We start from the raw sequence: 17,544 nt of genomic DNA, 5'->3' as shown, positions 1-17,544 counted from the left end.
CCGCGCCTTGCTCTCAAGGCCCTCAGTGGCTCAGTAGGCTAACGAATTACCCGGACGGGACACTAGGAGTCTGCGCGGCAGGTGTCGAGTAACCGGTTGAAGGCCCGGGCTTCCGATTCCGGGGGCTTGAGGTCGTACTTGATCAGAATTCGCACAAACCGGCTCACGTACTGGCACTCACCGGACGGCGGCATCCACTCGTCCGGCCCACGGCCACCCTTGCTGCGGTTGAGGCTCGCCTCCACGGGCCAGAGGTTGAGGGGATCGTTGGCAAACGCCTCCCGGCGCTCCCGGGGCCACTCACTGGCACCGTGCTCCCAGGCCCAGACCAGGGGCACCACATGGTCGATGTCGATATCGCCGGCGTTCTGGATGACCTCGCCGGTGAACGGCGATATCCAGCGACCGGTCACCACCCGGCACCGGTCCGCGTCGTCAAAGCGGACATTGGTGGTGGAGGTGGCAATCAGTGCCTCGGCACGACTGTCCTGGCAGTCGCCGTCTTCGTCGTCCCAGCCGTGGCCGAATGCGCTGCGCCGGTAGCCCTCATCCGCCGGGTCAGCGCTGGCAATACTCACCCCATCCGGCAATCGCCCGTCGGCGGCCAGGCAGGCGTCGAGACTGTCATGGGCGGTAAAGGTAGTGGTGCGCTCATACCAGGGGCTGTGCGGCGGATGACAAAGCCCCGAGGAAGACTGCTTGACGGTGGCCTGGGCCAGCACCGGGACAAGCCCGAGCAAAAGCGCAGCCACCAGGTTCCGACAGCGAACTGAAACCATGGACATTCCATATACAGCAGGTACAACAGAGGGCTACCTGATTGCTGCCCTCACCTGCGAGGCATTGTATACAAGTGTTCCGCCTGCGGTCATTGCTCCTTTGGTCAGACGTTCGAGGGAGCCAGTTGTGGAAAATAGAACGGAGCAGCATGGTCGGGAATTTCCCAACGCAACGGAGAGCGTGTACTGGTTTCGCTCAGCAATCCGTCATCCTTAAGCTGTTTAAGCAACCTTCGGGCATTTCGCTCATGCATGCCGGTCAGTTCGATGGCTTCTGAACGCGGCAGGCTTCCGTTAAGGAAAGCCGAGTACAGGATGGTGGCGGCAATCTCCTTCAGTCCTCCGGAAAGACCGACTACCCGATGATCATTCCGGGCCCTGATATAGGCTTCGATTCGCTGCTTCAGGCGCTGAAGCTCCAGCAATCCGGAAATATAGTTCACCTGATCCAGCGCCGTATCGAGAACAAACTGACAGAAACGGGCAAGCTCTCCTTCACTCAGATAACCGCGACCATCACTGCTACCCTGCCGGGGAAAATCCGCTCGCGCCAACAGGGTCCGATACTGTTCAGAGTCTCGGGCCAACCCTCTGCTCAAGCACCAGACCCCATAGCTTTCCAGCCCGGCAGCCTGCAAGGCAGCGTCAGTCCAGAGCCTGACCACACGACCATTCCCGTCCAGGAACGGGTGGACCCACAGGAACCGATGATGGGCACTGATCAGGGCAATCAACCGCTTGTCACCCTGATAGCGGGCAGAACCATACTCCTCGCAAAACCGGGTCATCATCTCATCCAGTGAGTCAGCAGCAGGCGGCACATGCTGTCCGATCTTCACGTCCCGTTTCCGCCATTGCCCGGGCTCAACGTATTCCATACGACTACCGCCATCACCCACTTCCCGGAGGGAATCTGGAACGCCTTCGTAGAAGCGTCGATGAAGCTCCAGAATAAAATGCGCGGAACAAACCTGATCGAGTGACGGTGACTGATCTCTGATCCAGCGTTGTACTTCAATATGAGCAACAGACTCGAGCTGGTAGTCCCGTTTAACCGGATCGTCGCTGAAATCACCGTGCTGCGCCTCACGGATCTCATGGGGCAGCGTCCTGTTCCCTTCGATCAGGTTGGAGTAATAGGAGTTGATCACCGCCATATGCTGACGAATCGTGTCAGCGCTCTCCGGCGCCAGCTTTCCATCCAATCTCGCAGCAGCACGGTTGAGTTCGGTGGCACGATCAGGAATACCAAAGCGGGCTAGCGCCTGGTCGCCAGGAATAAACGGACTGAAATCCAGAATTGAAGCCATTCTCGGGTCCATGCCGGAGCATTCGTATCCGGAGAGAGTGTTCTCATAACAATAAACACTTGTCCGGTTTAATGTCCAGTTTGGCCGATGACCGCCATTAACACAAGGCGTTATTTTTTAAGAATTTTAGAATCAAAAAAACAGAATACCTGATCGTAATCCGGAATATCTTGTCCGGTTTCATGTCCAGTTTAGTCAGAGGACGGTTCGAACCACCAGCCCGGCAACAGCGACCGGTTCGCCGGCTGCAGGAAGCGGTCGTCGATCAACCAGATCACGCCTTCGTCCTCCGGCGTGCGGATGACCCGGCCTGCGGCCTGGGCCACCTTCTGCAGGCCGGGGATGCGGTAAGTGTAGTCGTAGCCGGCGCCAAAGCGGGCGTCGAGCCGGGTCCTGAGCACATCATGCCAGGGGTCGAAGGGCGGCAGGCCGAGGGTGGCCACGAAGGCACCGATCAACTGGTCACCGGGCAGGTCGATGCCTTCACTGAACACACCGCCCAGCACCGCAAAGGCCACCGCCGGCTCGGGCTGGCGGAAGCCCGCCAGGAAGTTCGCCCGTTGCCCATGGCTCATGCCCGGCTGCTGGGCCCGCTGGGGCAGATCCGGAGCCCGGCTGGCCAGGGTCTCCGCTACCTGCCGCATGTACTGGAAACTACTGAAGAAGGCCAGGTAGTGCCCCGGGCGCGCCCGGAACTGGCTGGCGATAAGGTCGGCGATGGCCGCCAGCGAGGCCTCCCGGTCCGGCTTGCGGGTGCTGATGCGGGGCGTGAACCGTACCTTTAGCTGCCCGGCACTGAAGGGGCTGGGCAGCGAGGTGAATCGGCTGTCGTCCGGCAGCCCCAGCAGATCCCGGTGGTACACACCCGGGGTGAGGGTGGCGGAGAACAGCAGCACCGAGTCGGCCGCCGCAAAACGCGCCCGCAGGAAATCCGCCGGAATCAGGTTCTGTATGGTAACGCTGGCCCTGCCCCGCCCTGGCCGGTGGAACTCGCACAGGGAATGGTCACCGAACTGGTCCGCCAGCTTCAGGAAGGCCACGCTCTCGAACAGCAGTTCCTGCAGGGCCAGATCCGGCGGGTTGTCTGCCAGGTAGTCGGTCAGCGCGGATATCAGCCCCTGCAGGGCAGCCGGCAGACGGTTGGGGAGGCCGCCGAGAAACACCGGCTCGCTGCCCGCCGCTTCCTGTTCCCGCACCACGTCCTGCCAGGCCCTGGCCACCCGGTTCAGGGGCGACTTCAGGATTTTCGGCGCGGTCTTTTTCACCCGCAGCAGGCGTTGCTGGTCCAGCCGCACCGAGTACATGCCCCGGGCCCTGTCCACCAGGTTATGGGCCTCGTCCACCAGCACACTGGCCTTCCACTGGTTCTGGTTGACCAGGGCATGTAGCAGCGCACTCTGGTCGAACAGGCGGTTGACGTCGGCCACCACCACATCGCTCCAGCGGGCCATCTCCTGGGCCAGGAAGTAGGGGCAGATGTCATGGCCGGCGGCGATTGTCGCCAGCCGCTCCCGGGTCAGGGGTTCGCGCACCTGCGCCGCCTCTGCCCGGGCATCCGGCAGGCGGTCGAAGAAGTCCTTCGCCAGGGGACAGGAATCGCCATGGCAGGCCTTGTCCGGATGCTCGCAGGCGTCGTCCTTCGACACCAGCTCCAGGGTGCGCAGGGACCAGTGATCCGGTTCCGGCTGGGCCACACGCAGGGCGTTCATCCCATCAATGGCCAGTTGCCGGGTGGTGTTGCGGCAGGTGAGGTAGAACAGCCGGTCCTGGCCACCGGCGGGCATGGCCATCAGTGCCGGAAACAGGGTGCCCAGGGTCTTGCCCAGCCCGGTGGGTGCTTCCAGTAATAGGGTGCGGGACCTGACGGCATTGCGGTAGACGGTTTCCGCCAGCTGCCGCTGACCGGTGCGGAAATCCGCGAACGGGAACCGGATTTCACTCAGCCGCTGATCCCGCTGTTCACGATGGTGTTCCTCCTGTTCCGCCCAGTGTCTGTAGGCGTGACACAGGGCTTCCAGTTCCTGCCACAGTTCGTCCGCGGTGGCGGTTTCCGTGACCGGCGATTCCCTGTCCCGGGCAGTGTCGTAATAGACCAGCGACAGGGTGAGCTTGCGACGGCCTTCCTGTCGGCACAGCAACGCGCCATAGGCCCGCAACTGGGCCCGGTGCAGGGCACGTTGGTGTTCGCGGATACGGGACAGGTCGCCACGGTGGGTCTTGATCTCTTCCAGCAGGCCCTTGTGGGAGTTGTACAGGTCGGCGCGGCCGGAAAGCTCCAGCCCCAGGCATTCACCAGTGAGCAGGTACTCACTCTGGTAACCGTAACCGCGGCGGGACTGCACCGACTGATGGCCCGCGATGCCCTCTTCCGACGAGGGCGCCGGCGTGTATCGGAAATCCAGGTCGCCCCGCCGGGCGGCAAACTCACAGAGGGTGCGTACCGCGACCTTCACGTGCCCTCACCCTGCCAGCGCACGTAACAGACCCGTGCCGCGATGCCCTGGTGGTGGAAAAACGCCAGCCATCGCCGCTGGTGATCCTGCAGGCGGTCGCCGGGGCCCTTCACCTCAATCATTTCATAACGCCGGGCCGGGGCCTCCTCGTCGGGCAGGAAACGGATCAGGTCCGGAAAGCCGCTACGGTGCTCCTTCAGGTTGTGGAGCAGCCGCCGGAACAGCACCTCCAGGTGGTCGGCGGGAATGCAGTCCAGTGCCAGTTCCAGCAGGTCCTCGGTCACCACCAGCCAGTTGACGAACGGATTGGCGAGGCCCTGCTTGCGCTGGAAGGTGGCCATGATCGTCTGCCGATAGTCGCCCCGCAGTCGCTCGAAACAGCGTTCCAGACTTTCCCGGCGCCGGTCCACGAAATCCTCACGGGTCAGGTCCGCCGGGCCCACATGGAAGGGGTGGAAGAAGGCCCCCGGCACCGGGGCGAAGACCACATCCCAGCACAACAACCCGAACAAACCGTTGATCAGGGTATTTTCCACGTAGAAGACCGGCTGGTGGTCCTGCCACAGGTGCTGCTGGACGGCCACCTCCACCGGCAAACCCGTGTGGGGCAGGGTCACCAGGAATTCGTCCGGAGCGGGCTCGGCGGGCAGCTCCGGCACCGGTTGCCCCACCTTGCGGGCCACCCGCTTGAGGATGCGGGCCAGGCCCTGGGTCTCGGCATCGCTGAGTTCCATGGTGTGCCAGTCCCGGGCAATGGCCCAGGCCTCGTCAAAACGCTTCATTCGCTCCAGCAACCGCAGCTGTTTCAGCCGTGCTTCCCGGTGGGAGCTCTGCGACAGCACCGCCAGCGCCAGTTCCCGCTCGCCCTGGCGTTCCGCCTGCCGGCCCAGTTCCAGCAGTAATCGATCACGTCGACTGGCCAGCCAGGCATTGTCGGTGGGGGCCGGCACCTGCGGCCACACGTCACTGGCCAGCACGCCTTCATCCAACTGTTCCCGGCACTGGTGCATCACCAGGTAGCAATCCACCTCCTCACGGTGCTGGAACGCCCGGGGCTCGGGGGTGAAAGAGACTTCCTCATATTGCTGGTAACCCAGTTCCACCAGCACAAAGTCCGGCCAGCTCTGGCGCAGGTTGCCGAAGAACATCAGGCGGAGTCGGTCGAACAGGGACATATGGGGCAGGTGAACAACGGTATCCTGGTGCGCCGGCAGCCAGTCCGCAAGACAGACGGCCCCATCCAGGTGATCCGCCAGCACCGCCTTCATGCCAGCCTTGGGAAGCGCCCGGGGATGCCCGAGATCTGCCAGGGTGGTCGCAAACACTGGTCGCAGTTCCGCCAGGGTGAACAGGCGAAACAGGTCGTCAAGGCTCAAAAGATCCGCTGACTGCACCCATCCACCCGCTGCCAGTTCGGCAAGGGCGACGGTTTCCGGCTCCGGCAGCTCCGGGTAACTCAGCTTGTCGGTACGGAACAGCTCGCCGGTACGCATGATCATCCGGGTCAGCAGGGCCCGGGCGGACACCGACAGAGACCGGAAATCCGCCAGTCGACGTCGCTCGTCGGCCGTCAGCAGGTCGCCGTGGTGATCGTCCACCCAGTTCACCACGGTTTCCATGTTCTCCAGGTAGTACAGAGGGCTGGTCAGGTCCGCGGCCTGGGGTCGCAAATCCTGTCTTTCGGGGGTCTTCATCACTGACGGGGGCAACCTGTGGCGGATGGCATCAAGGCCCCAACTCTACGACGAGTCCAGGCAGGGCTCAAGGCATCTCAGGTGCCCTGTTTTGAGGATCAGATACCAAAATCCGCCCGCTGCAGGGTGACGCCGCCCACCTTCCATTCACTGTCCTTGCGGACCATGCGGTAGTAGGCGTCCCATAGCTTGCCCTCCGGCCCTTCCAGGCGCACCACCTGAATCTCGAACTCGTTGTGGGGAATGCGTTGTCCGAAACGGATGGACGCGGCCCGGTGAACCGGTGGATAGGCGTTCTGTACCACATAGAGCAGCATTTCGGGGGAACGCAGACGCCTCTGTATGCCCCGGGACGCATGGACCCAGGCGCCCAGTTCGTCATCGTTGGCAAAGGCTTCGATCTGGGTGAGGATGACGTCACGGATGGCCGCGTCCGTCTCGTCGGCCAGCGGCGAAACGGAGACCAGGGCGAGCAGACCCAGGGCCACCAGCAAAACCGGCAACCCGACATGGACAGTTCGTCGTCTTTTCGTCATCTTGGAGCCCTCCGCAGGGACCGACACTACCGGTGGATACGGTCGTGAGCCGACGATGGATGGACCAAACTGACTACTTCTTGATCAATTATAGACCGGCAACACAGACTACGCCCGAAACCCATTCAGCCAGGTCAATCGCCGGATCGGTTTTCCGGGGCCAGTTGCGGTAACCTGTGCAGTCAGGATTAATGACGTACCCATACCGGGAGCAAGATGACCACCGCCCACCTACAGCCCGGCTTCCACGCCATCCACGCCAACCACCTGGAGGACCTGCGCCGGGCGGTGGTGTACCTGTGCCGCCAGACCCCGGTACCGCCCCTGGACAGCGAAACCTTCCTGGTCCAGAGCAACGGCATCGCCCAATGGCTGAAGCTGGCCCTGGCCGAGAAACGCAGTGACGAGGGCGCAGACGGCGGGCTGGGCATTGCCGCCGGCATGGACTTCCTGTTTCCCGCCCGCTTTATCTGGCAGGCCTACCGGGCCGTACTGCCGGACGGCGAGGTGCCGGAGCAGTCTCCGTTCGACAAGCGCCGGCTGGTGTGGCGGTTTTATCGTCTGCTGCCGGAGCTGGTGCCCACGGACGAGGTATTCGCACCCCTGGCCCGCTTCCTGGAAGGCACGGATCCCGATCTGCGGGCCTTCCAGCTGGCGGAGAAGGTGGCGGACCTGTTCGACCAGTACCAGGTATTCCGGGCCGACTGGCTCAGCACCTGGGAGCAGGGCCGGGAGGTCATGATCACCGCCCGGGGCGAGGAAAAGCCTTTGGATGCGGAAACCCTCTGGCAGCCCCGGCTGTGGCGGGCCCTGGTGGCGGATGTGGGCGAGCTGTCCCAGACCAGCCGCTCCCGCATCCACACCCGGTTCGTGGAGGAGGGCGAGCGCCTGCAACGCCCTGCCCACCCGGAGCGGCTGCCGCAACGCATTGTGGTGTTCGGCGTATCGTCCCTGCCCCGGCAGGCATTGGAAGCCCTGCATGTGCTGAGCCGGTTCAGCCAGGTGGTGCTGTGCGTCCATAACCCCAGCCAGTTCTACTGGGCCGATATCATCAGCGACCGGGACCTGCTCAATGCCCAGCGCCGCCGGGGTCGCGAGCATCCCGTCCTGGCGAAGGTTGCCGACCCGGAACAGCTCCACCAGCACGCCAACCCGCTGCTGGCTGCCTGGGGCAAGCAGGGCCGGGATTACATCCGGCTGCTGGACGAATTTGATAACCCGGAGGAATACCAGCACCGGTTCCAGACCCCGGACCAGAAGATCGACATCTTCTCCGAGCACGGTGACCCGGCCCAGCCCCGACTGCTGCACCAACTGCAGAACGACATCTACAACCTGACGCCCCTGCAGGAAATCCGCGAGCAGCAGCGCACCTTGGACCCGGCCACGGACCACTCCCTGGCCTTCCACGACGCCCATAGCCCCCAGCGCGAGGTGGAAATCCTCCACGACCAGTTGCTGGCCGCCTTCAACGCCGACGCCACCCTGCGGCCCCGGGACGTGATCGTGATGGTGCCGGACATCAACGTGTATGCGCCCCATATCCAGGCGGTCTTCAGCCGTTACCAGGCCGGCAGCACCCGCTATATCCCGTTCACCATTTCCGACCAGGGCCAGCGCCACCACGAACCGGTGCTGATTGCCCTGGAAACCCTCATGGGCCTGCCCCGCAGCCGCTTTGCGGTGAGCGAGATCATCAGCCTGCTGGAGGTGCCGGGCATCCGCCAGCGTTTTGGCATCGGCGAGGACGAGATCCCCCTGGCCAGGCGCTGGGTGGAGGGGGCCAATATCCGCTGGGGCCTGAACCGCCAGCAGCGGGAGACCCTGGAACTGCCCGGCGACCTGGCCCGCAACACCTGGCAGTCGGGCCTGCGGGCCATGCTGCTGGGCTATGGCATGGGGGACGATGAGCCCTGGGCCGATGTGGAACCCTATGCCGAAATCGGCGGCTTGCAGGCCAGTCTGGCGGGCCGGCTGTCGGACTTTGTCTCGCAGCTCGAGAACCTGTGGAGCGCCTTGCAACAGCCTCGCACGCCGGCCGCCTGGGAAGCCCTGTTCTCGGACATGCTGGCGCAGTTCTTCGAGGACCTGGAAGGCCACGACCTGCTGTTGCTGAACCGCTTCCGCCGCCACCTGGAACAGTGGCTGGAGGACGCCCTGGCCGCCGGCCTGCAGGACACCCCGCTGCCCCTGAACATCGTCAAGGATGTGCTGCTGGATGGCCTGGACGAAGGCGGCCTGAACCAGCGCTTCCTGGCGGGCAAGGTCAACTTCGCCACCCTGATGCCCATGCGGGCCATCCCCTTCCGCAAGGTGTGCCTGCTGGGCATGAACGATGGCGACTACCCCCGTTCCCGACCGCCGGTGGACTTCGACCTGATGGCCAACGACTACCGGCCCGGCGACCGCTCCCGGCGGGAAGACGACCGCTACCTGTTCCTGGAAGCGCTGCTGTCCGCCCGGGAGCAGCTCTACATCAGCTGGGTGGGCCGCAGTATCAGGGACGACTCGGAACGGCCCGCGTCGGTACTGGTCAGCCAGCTGCAGGACCATCTCGACAGCCTGTGGCAGGTGGCCGGCCACCCGGACCAGCACGTCACCCGCGCCCTCACCACCGAACACCCATTGCAGCCCTTCAGCCGGGCCTATTTCCCCCAGGCCAACGGACAGCAACCGGAACCGGACAGCCCGCCGCGCCCCCTGGAGGATATCCTGCGGGAGCGCCACCTGTTCACCTATGAACAGGAGTGGCGCAGTGCCCATGGCCGCGGCCCGGATGAGTCTGAACAGGCGGCCCTGCCCTGGCAGCCACCGGAGGAGCCCATCACCTTCGCGGACCTGGCCGCCTTCCTCAAGCGCCCCGTCGAGACCTTCTTCCAGCGACGGCTACAGGTGCGCTTTGAAGGGGTGGACGCCGACGACACCGACAACGAGAACTTCGACCTCAACGGCCTGGACCGCTGGCGCCTGGACAACGAACTGATTGGCGAGGCGGTGCTGAAGGCGGAGGATGACGACGAATTCCAGCACCGCATCCACACCACCCTGGACCGTATGGCCCGCCGGGGCGACCTGGGCATGGGCCTGACCGAGCACCGGTTGCGCTCGGAGCTGGCCGAACGCCTGCCGGACCTGCATGGTCGCTACCGGCAGGCCCTGACCGAATGGCCGGAAGCACTGGCGGAGCCCGTCACCTTCCAGCTTACCGCTACCGGCGACCTGGGTTCGGTGGAACTGCTGGATCTGATCGACGGCCTGCGCGCCGGCCCCGGCGGCGAATTCTGCCGACTGGTGGTGTCCCGCTCCAGCCTGCTGTCCGGCTCCGGCAGTACCCGCAAGGTGCGCTACGCCAACCTGATGGCCGACTGGGTGATCCACCTGGCCGGCCAGCTCACTGAAACGCCGTTCACCACACTGATCCTGGGCAAGGAGGAAAAGCGCAACATTACCTTCCGGCCCCTGCCCCCGGAGCAGGCCCGAACGCACCTGGAAGCGATTCTGAACGGCTGGATGCAGGCCACCACCCGGGCCCTGCCCCTGCACTGCGAGGCCGCCTTCGCCTGGATCTACAGTTTCTACCAGAGCAAGAAGTACCGGGCCGATCACGACCGGGCTATAGAAGACGCCATTACGGCCTATGACACCGCCCTGCAACGGGACACCGGCTACCTGCGCAGCGCCTTCGAGACCCCGGAACAACTGGTGAACGAAGCCTTCGAGGGCTGGCTGCATCAGCTCTACCTGCCGCTGTGGGAAGCGGAGCAGGACAAGACGGCCGCGGAACAGATCGGGGGAGACGCATGAGCCAGCGCAGCACCACCCTCAACCCGCTGACCCTGACCCTGAACGGCAGCACCCTGATCGAGGCCAGCGCCGGCACCGGCAAGACCTTCACCATCGCCATCCTCTACGTACGGCTGGTGCTGGGCCATGGCCAGCCGGAAGGCAGCCCGCTCAGCCCGGGCATCGACCCGCCCAACCTGCTGGTGGTGACCTTTACCGAGGCCGCCACCAAGGAGCTGCGGGACCGTATCCGCGCCCGTCTGACCCAGGCGGCGGAGGTGTTCTCGGACGCGGCGGACGACACCAACCCGCCCCCGGAAACCGCCCTGATCTACCAGTTGCGGGACGAGAGCTATCCGGACCCGGCCACCTGGCCCGCCTGTCGCAAGCGCCTGCTGCTGGCAGCGGAATGGATGGACGAGGCCGCCGTGTCCACCATCCACGGCTGGTGCCACCGCATGCTCAGCGAGCACGCCTTCGACAGCGGCAGCCTGTTCCGCCTGACCCTGGAAACCGACCAGACCGAACTGCTGGACGAGGTGGTGCGGGACTACTGGCGCACCTTCGCCTACCCGCTACCGCCCGCACAGATGGAGGAAATCCTTGGCCACTGGAAAACCCCGGGAGACCTGCGTAAATCCGTCCGCAACCTGCTGAACGACAGCCAACGGCTGCAATCGCCGGGCGCCGACATCCAGGGCGCCATCGAACAAGCGGTGCGGAAACGCCGTGAACGCTCCGATGACCTCAAGGCCCTGCCCTGGTCCCAGTGGAAAGACGAGGTGATCGACTTGCTGGAGGGCCTGGGCAAGCGACTCCATGGCAGCAGCCGCAAGTCCATGGTCACCGCCTGGGACAACCTGCTGGCCTGGGTGGACTCGGATAACCTGCTGCCGGACGGGCTGGACAAGGCCGGCCTGAAGAACCAGACCCCGGAAGGCCTGGCGGAAAAAGTGAAAGGCGATGGCCCATTGCCCGAACATCCGGCCTTTGACGCTGTTGCCGAGCTGATGGCCTTCAGCGCGGACCTGCCCAGCACCCGGGCGGACATCCTGCGCCACGCCAGCCACTGGGTCAGCCAGCGCCTGGAATCGGAGAAGCAGAAGCGCTCGGAGATGGGCTTCGACGACCTGCTGACCCGGCTGGACGACGCCCTGCAAGGCCCCCGGGGCCCACAACTGGCCGCCACCATCCGCCGCCAGTTTCCCGCCGCGCTGATCGACGAGTTCCAGGACACGGACCCGGTGCAATACCGCATCTTCGACCGTATCTATCAGGTGGCGAACACCGACACCTGCCTGCTGATGATCGGCGACCCCAAGCAGGCCATCTACGGCTTCCGGGGCGCGGACATCCATACCTACCTGGAGGCCCGTCGGGGTGTTCAGGACCGTACCTTCACCCTGGGCCGCAACTTCCGTTCATCCCAGGCCATGGTGGAGGCGGTTAACCGAGTGTTCCAGCATGGCGACCAGCATGCCCGGGACGGCGCCTTCCTGTTCGGCAAGGGGGACACCACACCCCTGCCCTTCCAGCCGGTGCGGGCCAACGGCACCAAACGCACCTGGACAGTCAACGGCGAGGCCCGGCCCAGCCTGAGTTTCTGGACCCTGGAAAGCGAGGACGACAAGCACCCGGCCAAGGGCACGGCGACCGATCGGGTAGCCGATACCTGTGCCAGCGAGGTAGCCCGCCTGCTCACCCTGGGCCAGGCGGGACAGGCCGGCTTTGCCGCCAACGACAACCCCGCGGACCTGGACCCCGTGCGCCCCGGCGATATCGCCATCCTGGTCAATAACCGTAACGAGGCCGCCGCCGTTCGCGATGCCCTGCGCCAGCGGCGCATCCGCAGTGTCTACCTGTCGGACCGGGATTCGGTGCTCACCTCCCCGGAAGCCCAGGAAATCCTGTGCTGGCTGCGGGCCTTCGCCGAGCCCCGGCAACTGGCCCTGGCCCGGGCCGCGCTGGCGACGCCGACACTGGGCCTGCCCTGGTCCGACCTGGACCGGTTGCTCACCGACGAGATCGCCCTGGAGCGGGAAATCGAGCGTTTCATGGGCTACCAGCAGCAATGGCAGAGCCAGGGCGTACTGCCCACCCTGCGCCGGTTCCTGATGGACTTCCAGGTGCCCGGCCGGCTGCTGCAACGCCCGGACGGTGAGCGGCGGCTTACTGACATCCTCCACATCGCCGAACTGCTGCAGCAGGACAGCCTGCAACTGGACGGCGAGCACGCCCTGGCGCACCACTACACCCAGATCCTGCGGGCCGCCGACACCGAGGACGAACACCGCACCCTGCGCCTGGAGAGCGACGCCGGGCTGGTGAAGGTGATCACGGTACACAAGTCCAAGGGCCTGGAATACCCGCTGGTGTTCCTGCCCTTCGGCACCGCCTTCCGCGCCCAGGACCAGAAGCAGGCCTTCGTGCGCTACCACGATGACAACGGCCAGCTAATCACCGTGTTCGACCCGGAAACGGACGACGTCAATCGCGCCGACCGGGAGCGCCTCGGGGAGGATATCCGCAAGCTCTACGTGGCCCTGACCCGGGCCCGCCACGCCACCTGGGTGGGAGCCACGGCCCTGTCCGACTGGCACCTGAGCGGCCTGGGCTACCTGCTGGATGCCCGGGGCGAGGCCAGCGGCGAGCTGGGGCCGCGCCTGCACACCCTGGCGGAAGGCCATCCGGAAATCACCGTTACCCCCCTGCCGCAGGCGGAGCAGACCCACTACACCGAGGACGCCCCGGAAACCCTGGGCCCGGCGCTGATCTCCACCCGCGAGGCCCGGGAAGACTGGTGGATAGCCAGCTACTCCTCCATCGAATACAGCGGCCTGAGCGGCACGGGCATCCCCTTTGTGGACGAGGTGGAAGACGCCGAAGCCCAGAACCTGCTGGAGGAAAGCCGCCAGCCGGCGGAGGAAACCAGCGCGCCACCGGCAGCCCGCAACCAGCACCACTTCCCGAAGGGGGCCGGCCCCGGCACCTTCCTCCACGAACTGCTGGAATGGTGCACCGCCCAGGGCATGGCCGAACTTGCCGACGACCCGGCGCTGCTGCGGGACCAGCTCGCCCGCCGCTGCCGTACCCGGGGCTGGAGCGACTGGGTAGAGCCCCTGGAGCAGTGGCTGCTGGCCCTGATCACACAGCCGTTGCCCCTGGACCGGGATGGCCGGGAAAGCGCCAGCCTCGCCGACCTCGCCAGCCTGCGACCGGAGCTGGAATTCTGGTTCGAGAGCCGCAATGTCTCGACCCGCCGGCTGGACGCCTTGGTCACCCGCCACACCCTGAACGGTGCCGACCGCCCGGCGGTGGACGACCAACAATTCAACGGCATGGTGAAGGGCTTTATCGACCTGGTGTTCGAACACGAAGGCCGCTATTACGTGCTGGACTACAAGTCCAACACCCTGGGGGAGGACGACAGCGCCTACACCCGACAGGCCATGGGGGAGGTGATCCTGGAGAAACGCTACGACCTGCAGTACGTGCTCTACCTGCTGGCCCTGCACCGGCTGCTGAAAGCCCGGTTGCCGGACTACGACTACGACACCCATATCGGCGGCGCCGTATACCTGTTCCTGCGAGGTATCGAGGCCCCCTCCGCCGGGGTATTCGCCGACAAGCCACCCCGGGCGCTGATCGACGCCCTGGATGCCCTGTTTGATGGGGACGCGGACAGGGGGGAAGCGGCATGAGTCGCAAGCGCAACAACGACCAGCAGTTCTCCCTGGATCTGGACGAGTCCACGGAAGTCACTGTTCCGGAGCAGGCGGAAGCTCATCATGACGCTGAGCCTCCCGTGGATGTCACGGCCCCGTTCGCCGACCTGGACGCCATGGAACACCTGCTGGCCAACTGGCAGTCGCAGGACTGGATACGACCACTGGACCGGGAATTCGCCCACCTGATCCGCACCCTGAGCGAGGAACAGGGGGAACATCCCCAGCCGCTACTGATCCTGCTGGCGGCCCTGGTGTCCCATCAGGTGGGCCGGGGCCACGTCTGCATTGATCTCGCCACGTTGCTGGGGGATGCCAGCCAGACCCTGTCGCTGCCGCCGGAAGACCCCGTAAACCGAGTCGCCGCGGACGAGCCGGCGCTGCCGAGACCGGATCAGCTACTGGCCCGGATCAGTCTGGACGAGTGCCACCAGGTTCTGGCCTCATCCGGCGCCGCCAGCCAGGGTGCTCTGCCCACGCCGCTGGTGCTGGACGGCAATCGCCTCTACCTGCGTCGCTTCTGGCGCTACGAGCAGCGTATTGCCGATGGCATCCGCCAGCGGCTGGATCAGCCCTCATCGCTGGCGGATACCGCCTCCCCGGAGGCCCGGACCCTGCGCACCGCCCTGGACACCCTGTTCCCGGCCCGGGATGACGTGGATTACCAGAAACTGGCCTGCGCCCTGGCCGCCCGCAACCGCTTTGGGGTGATCACCGGCGGCCCCGGTACCGGCAAGACCACCACCGTGGTCAACCTGCTGGCGGCGTTGCAGGCCGTCGCCGGAACCTCGCCGCAAAGGCAGGGGCGCAAGTACCGCATCCGCCTGGCGGCTCCGACGGGTAAAGCAGCCGCACGCCTCAACGAATCCATCGGCGGTGCCGCCAGCCGGTTGCCACTGGCACAACTGCCCGGCCAGATCGGCCAGGACGACATCCCCACCCGGGTCACCACCCTGCACCGGCTGCTGGGCAGCCGCCCGGACTCCCGTCAGTTCCGCCATAACCGGGACAACCCGCTGCTGGTGGATATCCTGGTGATCGACGAGGCCTCTATGGTGGACGTGGACCTGATGGCCTCGGTGATCGACGCCCTGCCCGCCAGCGCCCACCTGATCCTGCTGGGGGACCGGGACCAGCTCGCCTCGGTGGACGCCGGCGCGGTACTCGGGGAACTTTGCCAGCGCGCCGGACCCGCCCATTACACGACCGCGACGGCAGACTGGCTGACCGCCGTCACCGGGATGCAGGTACCGGAATCCCTACTGGATGAAAACGGCAGCGCCATGGACCAGGCGGTGGCCATGCTGCGCAAGAGCTACCGATTCCAGGAAGACAGCGGCATCCGCAAGCTGGCGGATGGGGTGAACAGCAACGCCCTGGACGACGCCCTGCTGGCCAAGGCACGCAGCGGTGGATTCGAGGATGTGGCCATACTTCCCGCCGGCCCGACGCCCGAGGACACCCAGCGCCTGGTCTGCCACCATGCCGTTACCGGTTCACCCACGACCTTCCACAACCGGGGCGAGGACCGTCAGATGAATGATCAGACGTTGCCACCGCCCACCGGCTACCGACACTACCTGACCCGCATGCGGGACCAAGGCCTGGATGCCGGCAGCCCCCGGGAGGACTGGGACAAACTGGCCCGGCAGGTACTGGCGGACTTTGCCGATTTCCAGGTGCTTTGTGCCCTGCGCAAGGGCCCTTGGGGCGTGGAAGGCCTGAACGAGCACATTGCCCAGCAACTGTTAAGCGAAAAGCTGATCCCCCGGGCCGAAGGCTGGTACGCCGGGCGCCCGGTGCTGGTCACCGGCAACGATTACAACCTGGGGCTGATGAACGGTGACATCGGCATCACCTTCAGCCTGCCCTGGGACAAAGATGAGGATGGCCAGCCAAAGCCCACCTTGCGGGTCGCCTTCCCCGCCAGCGACGGTACTGACAGCATCCGCTGGATCTCCCCCAGCCGCCTGCAGCAACTGGAAACCGTCTACGCCATGACGGTCCACAAGTCCCAGGGCTCGGAGTTCACCCACACCTGCCTGATCCTGCCGGACCGACTCAGCCCGGTGCTGACCCGGGAACTGGTCTACACCGGCATCACCCGGGCAAGGCACTGGTTCAGCCTGATCGCGGAGGATGAAACCGTGCTGAAGGAAAGCGTGGCCCAGCGGGTGGTGCGGGCGTCCGGGCTGGCGCAGCGATTGTGGGAGTGAGCAGCCCAGGTGATGGCAATGTTTACCCCCGGTAGAGGATAACGCCCGTTTTATCCTCTACAGGGGATAGATCACATCGGCGCTGAATCCTTTATACTCAACCCCCCTTTCCAGAAAACCAAAAACACGACAATTCAGGAGAACCAACCATGACCATCAGACTCAACGACCAGGTAGCCATCGTCACCGGTGCCGGCGGTGGCCTGGGCCGCTGTCATGCCCTTGCCCTGGCTGCCCGTGGCGCCAGGGTTGTCGTCAATGACCTGGGCGCCGAGCCGGCGGAAGCTGTCGCGGAAGAGATTCGTGCCGCTGGCGGCGAGGCCATCAGCCACGCCTGTTCCGTGTCGGATTTTGCGGCGGTGGAAAGCATGGTCGGCAAGGTGATGGACCAGTGGGGCCGGATCGACATCCTGGTGAACAACGCCGGTATCCTGCGGGACAAGACCTTTGCCAAGATGGACCTGGACGACTTCTCCACCGTGCTGGATGTACACCTGATGGGGTCCGTGAACTGCACCAAGGCGGTGTGGGAGATCATGCGCAACCAGCAGTATGGCCGCATCGTGATGACCACCTCGTCGTCCGGCCTGTTCGGCAACTTCGGCCAGTCCAACTACGGCGCCGCCAAACTGGCGCTGGTGGGCTTCATGCAGACGCTGGCCCTGGAAGGCGGCAAGTACAACATCCGGGTGAACTCCCTGGCACCCACCGCCGCCACCCAAATGACCGAAGGCCTGATGCCCCAGGAAGTGCTGGACAAGCTGAAGCCGGAAACCGTGTCCCCGGGCGTGGTCTTCCTGTGCTCCGAGGACGCCCCGACCCGCACCATCCTGGCCGCCGGCGCCGGTTCGTTCGAGACCGCCCATATCACCCTGACCAAGGGCGTGTACATCGGTGACGACGAAGACGCGGCCGACCAGATCGCGGCCCGTTTTGCCGAGATTTCCGACCGCACCGGCGACCAGGTGCCCGGCATGGGCGGCGCCCAGGGCCAGCAGGAAATCACCAACCTGATGGAAGCCCACAACAAGGGCTGATACCACCAGGG

General features: G+C 65.1%; 9 protein-coding genes. 4 read left to right on the top strand and 5 right to left on the bottom strand.

Annotation, left to right across the window (positions count from 1 at the left end; all coding sequences use genetic code 11):
* Positions 1 to 62: 62 nt before the first annotated feature.
* The 5 genes from RO069_RS01865 to RO069_RS01845 form a co-directional block, all read right to left on the bottom strand.
* Positions 63 to 779 (bottom strand): HNH endonuclease family protein, encoded by a 717-nt coding sequence (locus RO069_RS01865; protein ID WP_328184939.1) that lies wholly within the window; start codon positions 777 to 779, stop codon positions 63 to 65.
* 104 nt (positions 780 to 883) lie between these two features.
* Entirely contained in the window at positions 884 to 2,089 is a 1,206-nt protein-coding gene (locus RO069_RS01860; protein WP_328184938.1) for a Fic family protein, read from the bottom strand.
* A gap of 191 nt (positions 2,090 to 2,280) precedes the next feature.
* Positions 2,281 to 4,542 (bottom strand): ATP-dependent DNA helicase, encoded by a 2,262-nt coding sequence (locus RO069_RS01855; protein ID WP_328184936.1) that lies wholly within the window; start codon positions 4,540 to 4,542, stop codon positions 2,281 to 2,283.
* On the bottom strand, positions 4,539 to 6,236 hold the full coding sequence (locus RO069_RS01850) for a VRR-NUC domain-containing protein (RefSeq protein WP_328184934.1): 1,698 nt from the start codon (positions 6,234 to 6,236) through the stop codon (positions 4,539 to 4,541). The genes RO069_RS01855 and RO069_RS01850 overlap by 4 nt, the downstream gene beginning before the upstream one ends.
* 98 nt (positions 6,237 to 6,334) lie before the next feature.
* A complete protein-coding gene (locus tag RO069_RS01845) occupies positions 6,335 to 6,772 on the bottom strand; it encodes a DUF4864 domain-containing protein (RefSeq protein ID WP_328184933.1) in 438 nt (145 codons plus the stop codon).
* A 216-nt stretch (positions 6,773 to 6,988) separates the two neighbouring features.
* Here RO069_RS01845 and recC point away from each other — a divergent pair, with 216 nt between their 5' ends.
* The 4 genes from recC to RO069_RS01825 all read left to right on the top strand — a co-directional run bounded on the left by recC (position 6,989) and on the right by RO069_RS01825 (position 17,533).
* Positions 6,989 to 10,576 carry an exodeoxyribonuclease V subunit gamma gene (gene recC, locus RO069_RS01840; RefSeq protein ID WP_328184932.1) on the top strand — a complete coding sequence of 1,196 codons (3,588 nt, stop codon included), beginning with the start codon at positions 6,989 to 6,991 and terminating at the stop codon, positions 10,574 to 10,576.
* Positions 10,573 to 14,256: an exodeoxyribonuclease V subunit beta gene (recB, locus tag RO069_RS01835; RefSeq protein WP_328184931.1), complete on the top strand. Its 3,684-nt coding sequence runs from the start codon at positions 10,573 to 10,575 to the stop codon at positions 14,254 to 14,256. The genes recC and recB overlap by 4 nt, the downstream gene beginning before the upstream one ends.
* Entirely contained in the window at positions 14,253 to 16,496 is a 2,244-nt protein-coding gene (gene recD / locus RO069_RS01830) for an exodeoxyribonuclease V subunit alpha (RefSeq protein WP_328184930.1), read from the top strand. Before recB ends, recD begins: the two co-directional genes overlap by 4 nt.
* 149 nt (positions 16,497 to 16,645) lie before the next feature.
* On the top strand, positions 16,646 to 17,533 hold the full coding sequence (locus RO069_RS01825; RefSeq protein ID WP_328184929.1) for an SDR family NAD(P)-dependent oxidoreductase: 888 nt from the start codon (positions 16,646 to 16,648) through the stop codon (positions 17,531 to 17,533).
* Positions 17,534 to 17,544: the final 11 nt, after the last annotated feature.

It is taken from the genome of Marinobacter sp. OP 3.4 (genome assembly GCF_036224885.1).
Lineage (GTDB): Bacteria > Pseudomonadota > Gammaproteobacteria > Pseudomonadales > Oleiphilaceae > Marinobacter.
Note: the sequence above shows the minus strand (reverse complement) of the source record. Positions and strands in the feature narration are given on the sequence as shown.

Bases quoted from the DNA above. Each gene is read 5' to 3' on its own strand.
- RO069_RS01860 (WP_328184938.1), bottom strand. From the start codon at position 2,089: ATGGCTTCAATTCTGGATTTCAGTCCGTTTATTCCTGGCGACCAGGCG.
- recC (WP_328184932.1), top strand. From the start codon at position 6,989: ATGACCACCGCCCACCTACAGCCCGGCTTCCACGCCATCCACGCCAAC.
- RO069_RS01865 (WP_328184939.1), bottom strand. From the start codon at position 779: ATGGTTTCAGTTCGCTGTCGGAACCTGGTGGCTGCGCTTTTGCTCGGG.
- RO069_RS01850 (WP_328184934.1), bottom strand. From the start codon at position 6,236: ATGAAGACCCCCGAAAGACAGGATTTGCGACCCCAGGCCGCGGACCTG.
- recD (WP_328184930.1), top strand. From the start codon at position 14,253: ATGAGTCGCAAGCGCAACAACGACCAGCAGTTCTCCCTGGATCTGGAC.
- RO069_RS01825 (WP_328184929.1), top strand. From the start codon at position 16,646: ATGACCATCAGACTCAACGACCAGGTAGCCATCGTCACCGGTGCCGGC.
- recB (WP_328184931.1), top strand. From the start codon at position 10,573: ATGAGCCAGCGCAGCACCACCCTCAACCCGCTGACCCTGACCCTGAAC.
- RO069_RS01845 (WP_328184933.1), bottom strand. From the start codon at position 6,772: ATGACGAAAAGACGACGAACTGTCCATGTCGGGTTGCCGGTTTTGCTG.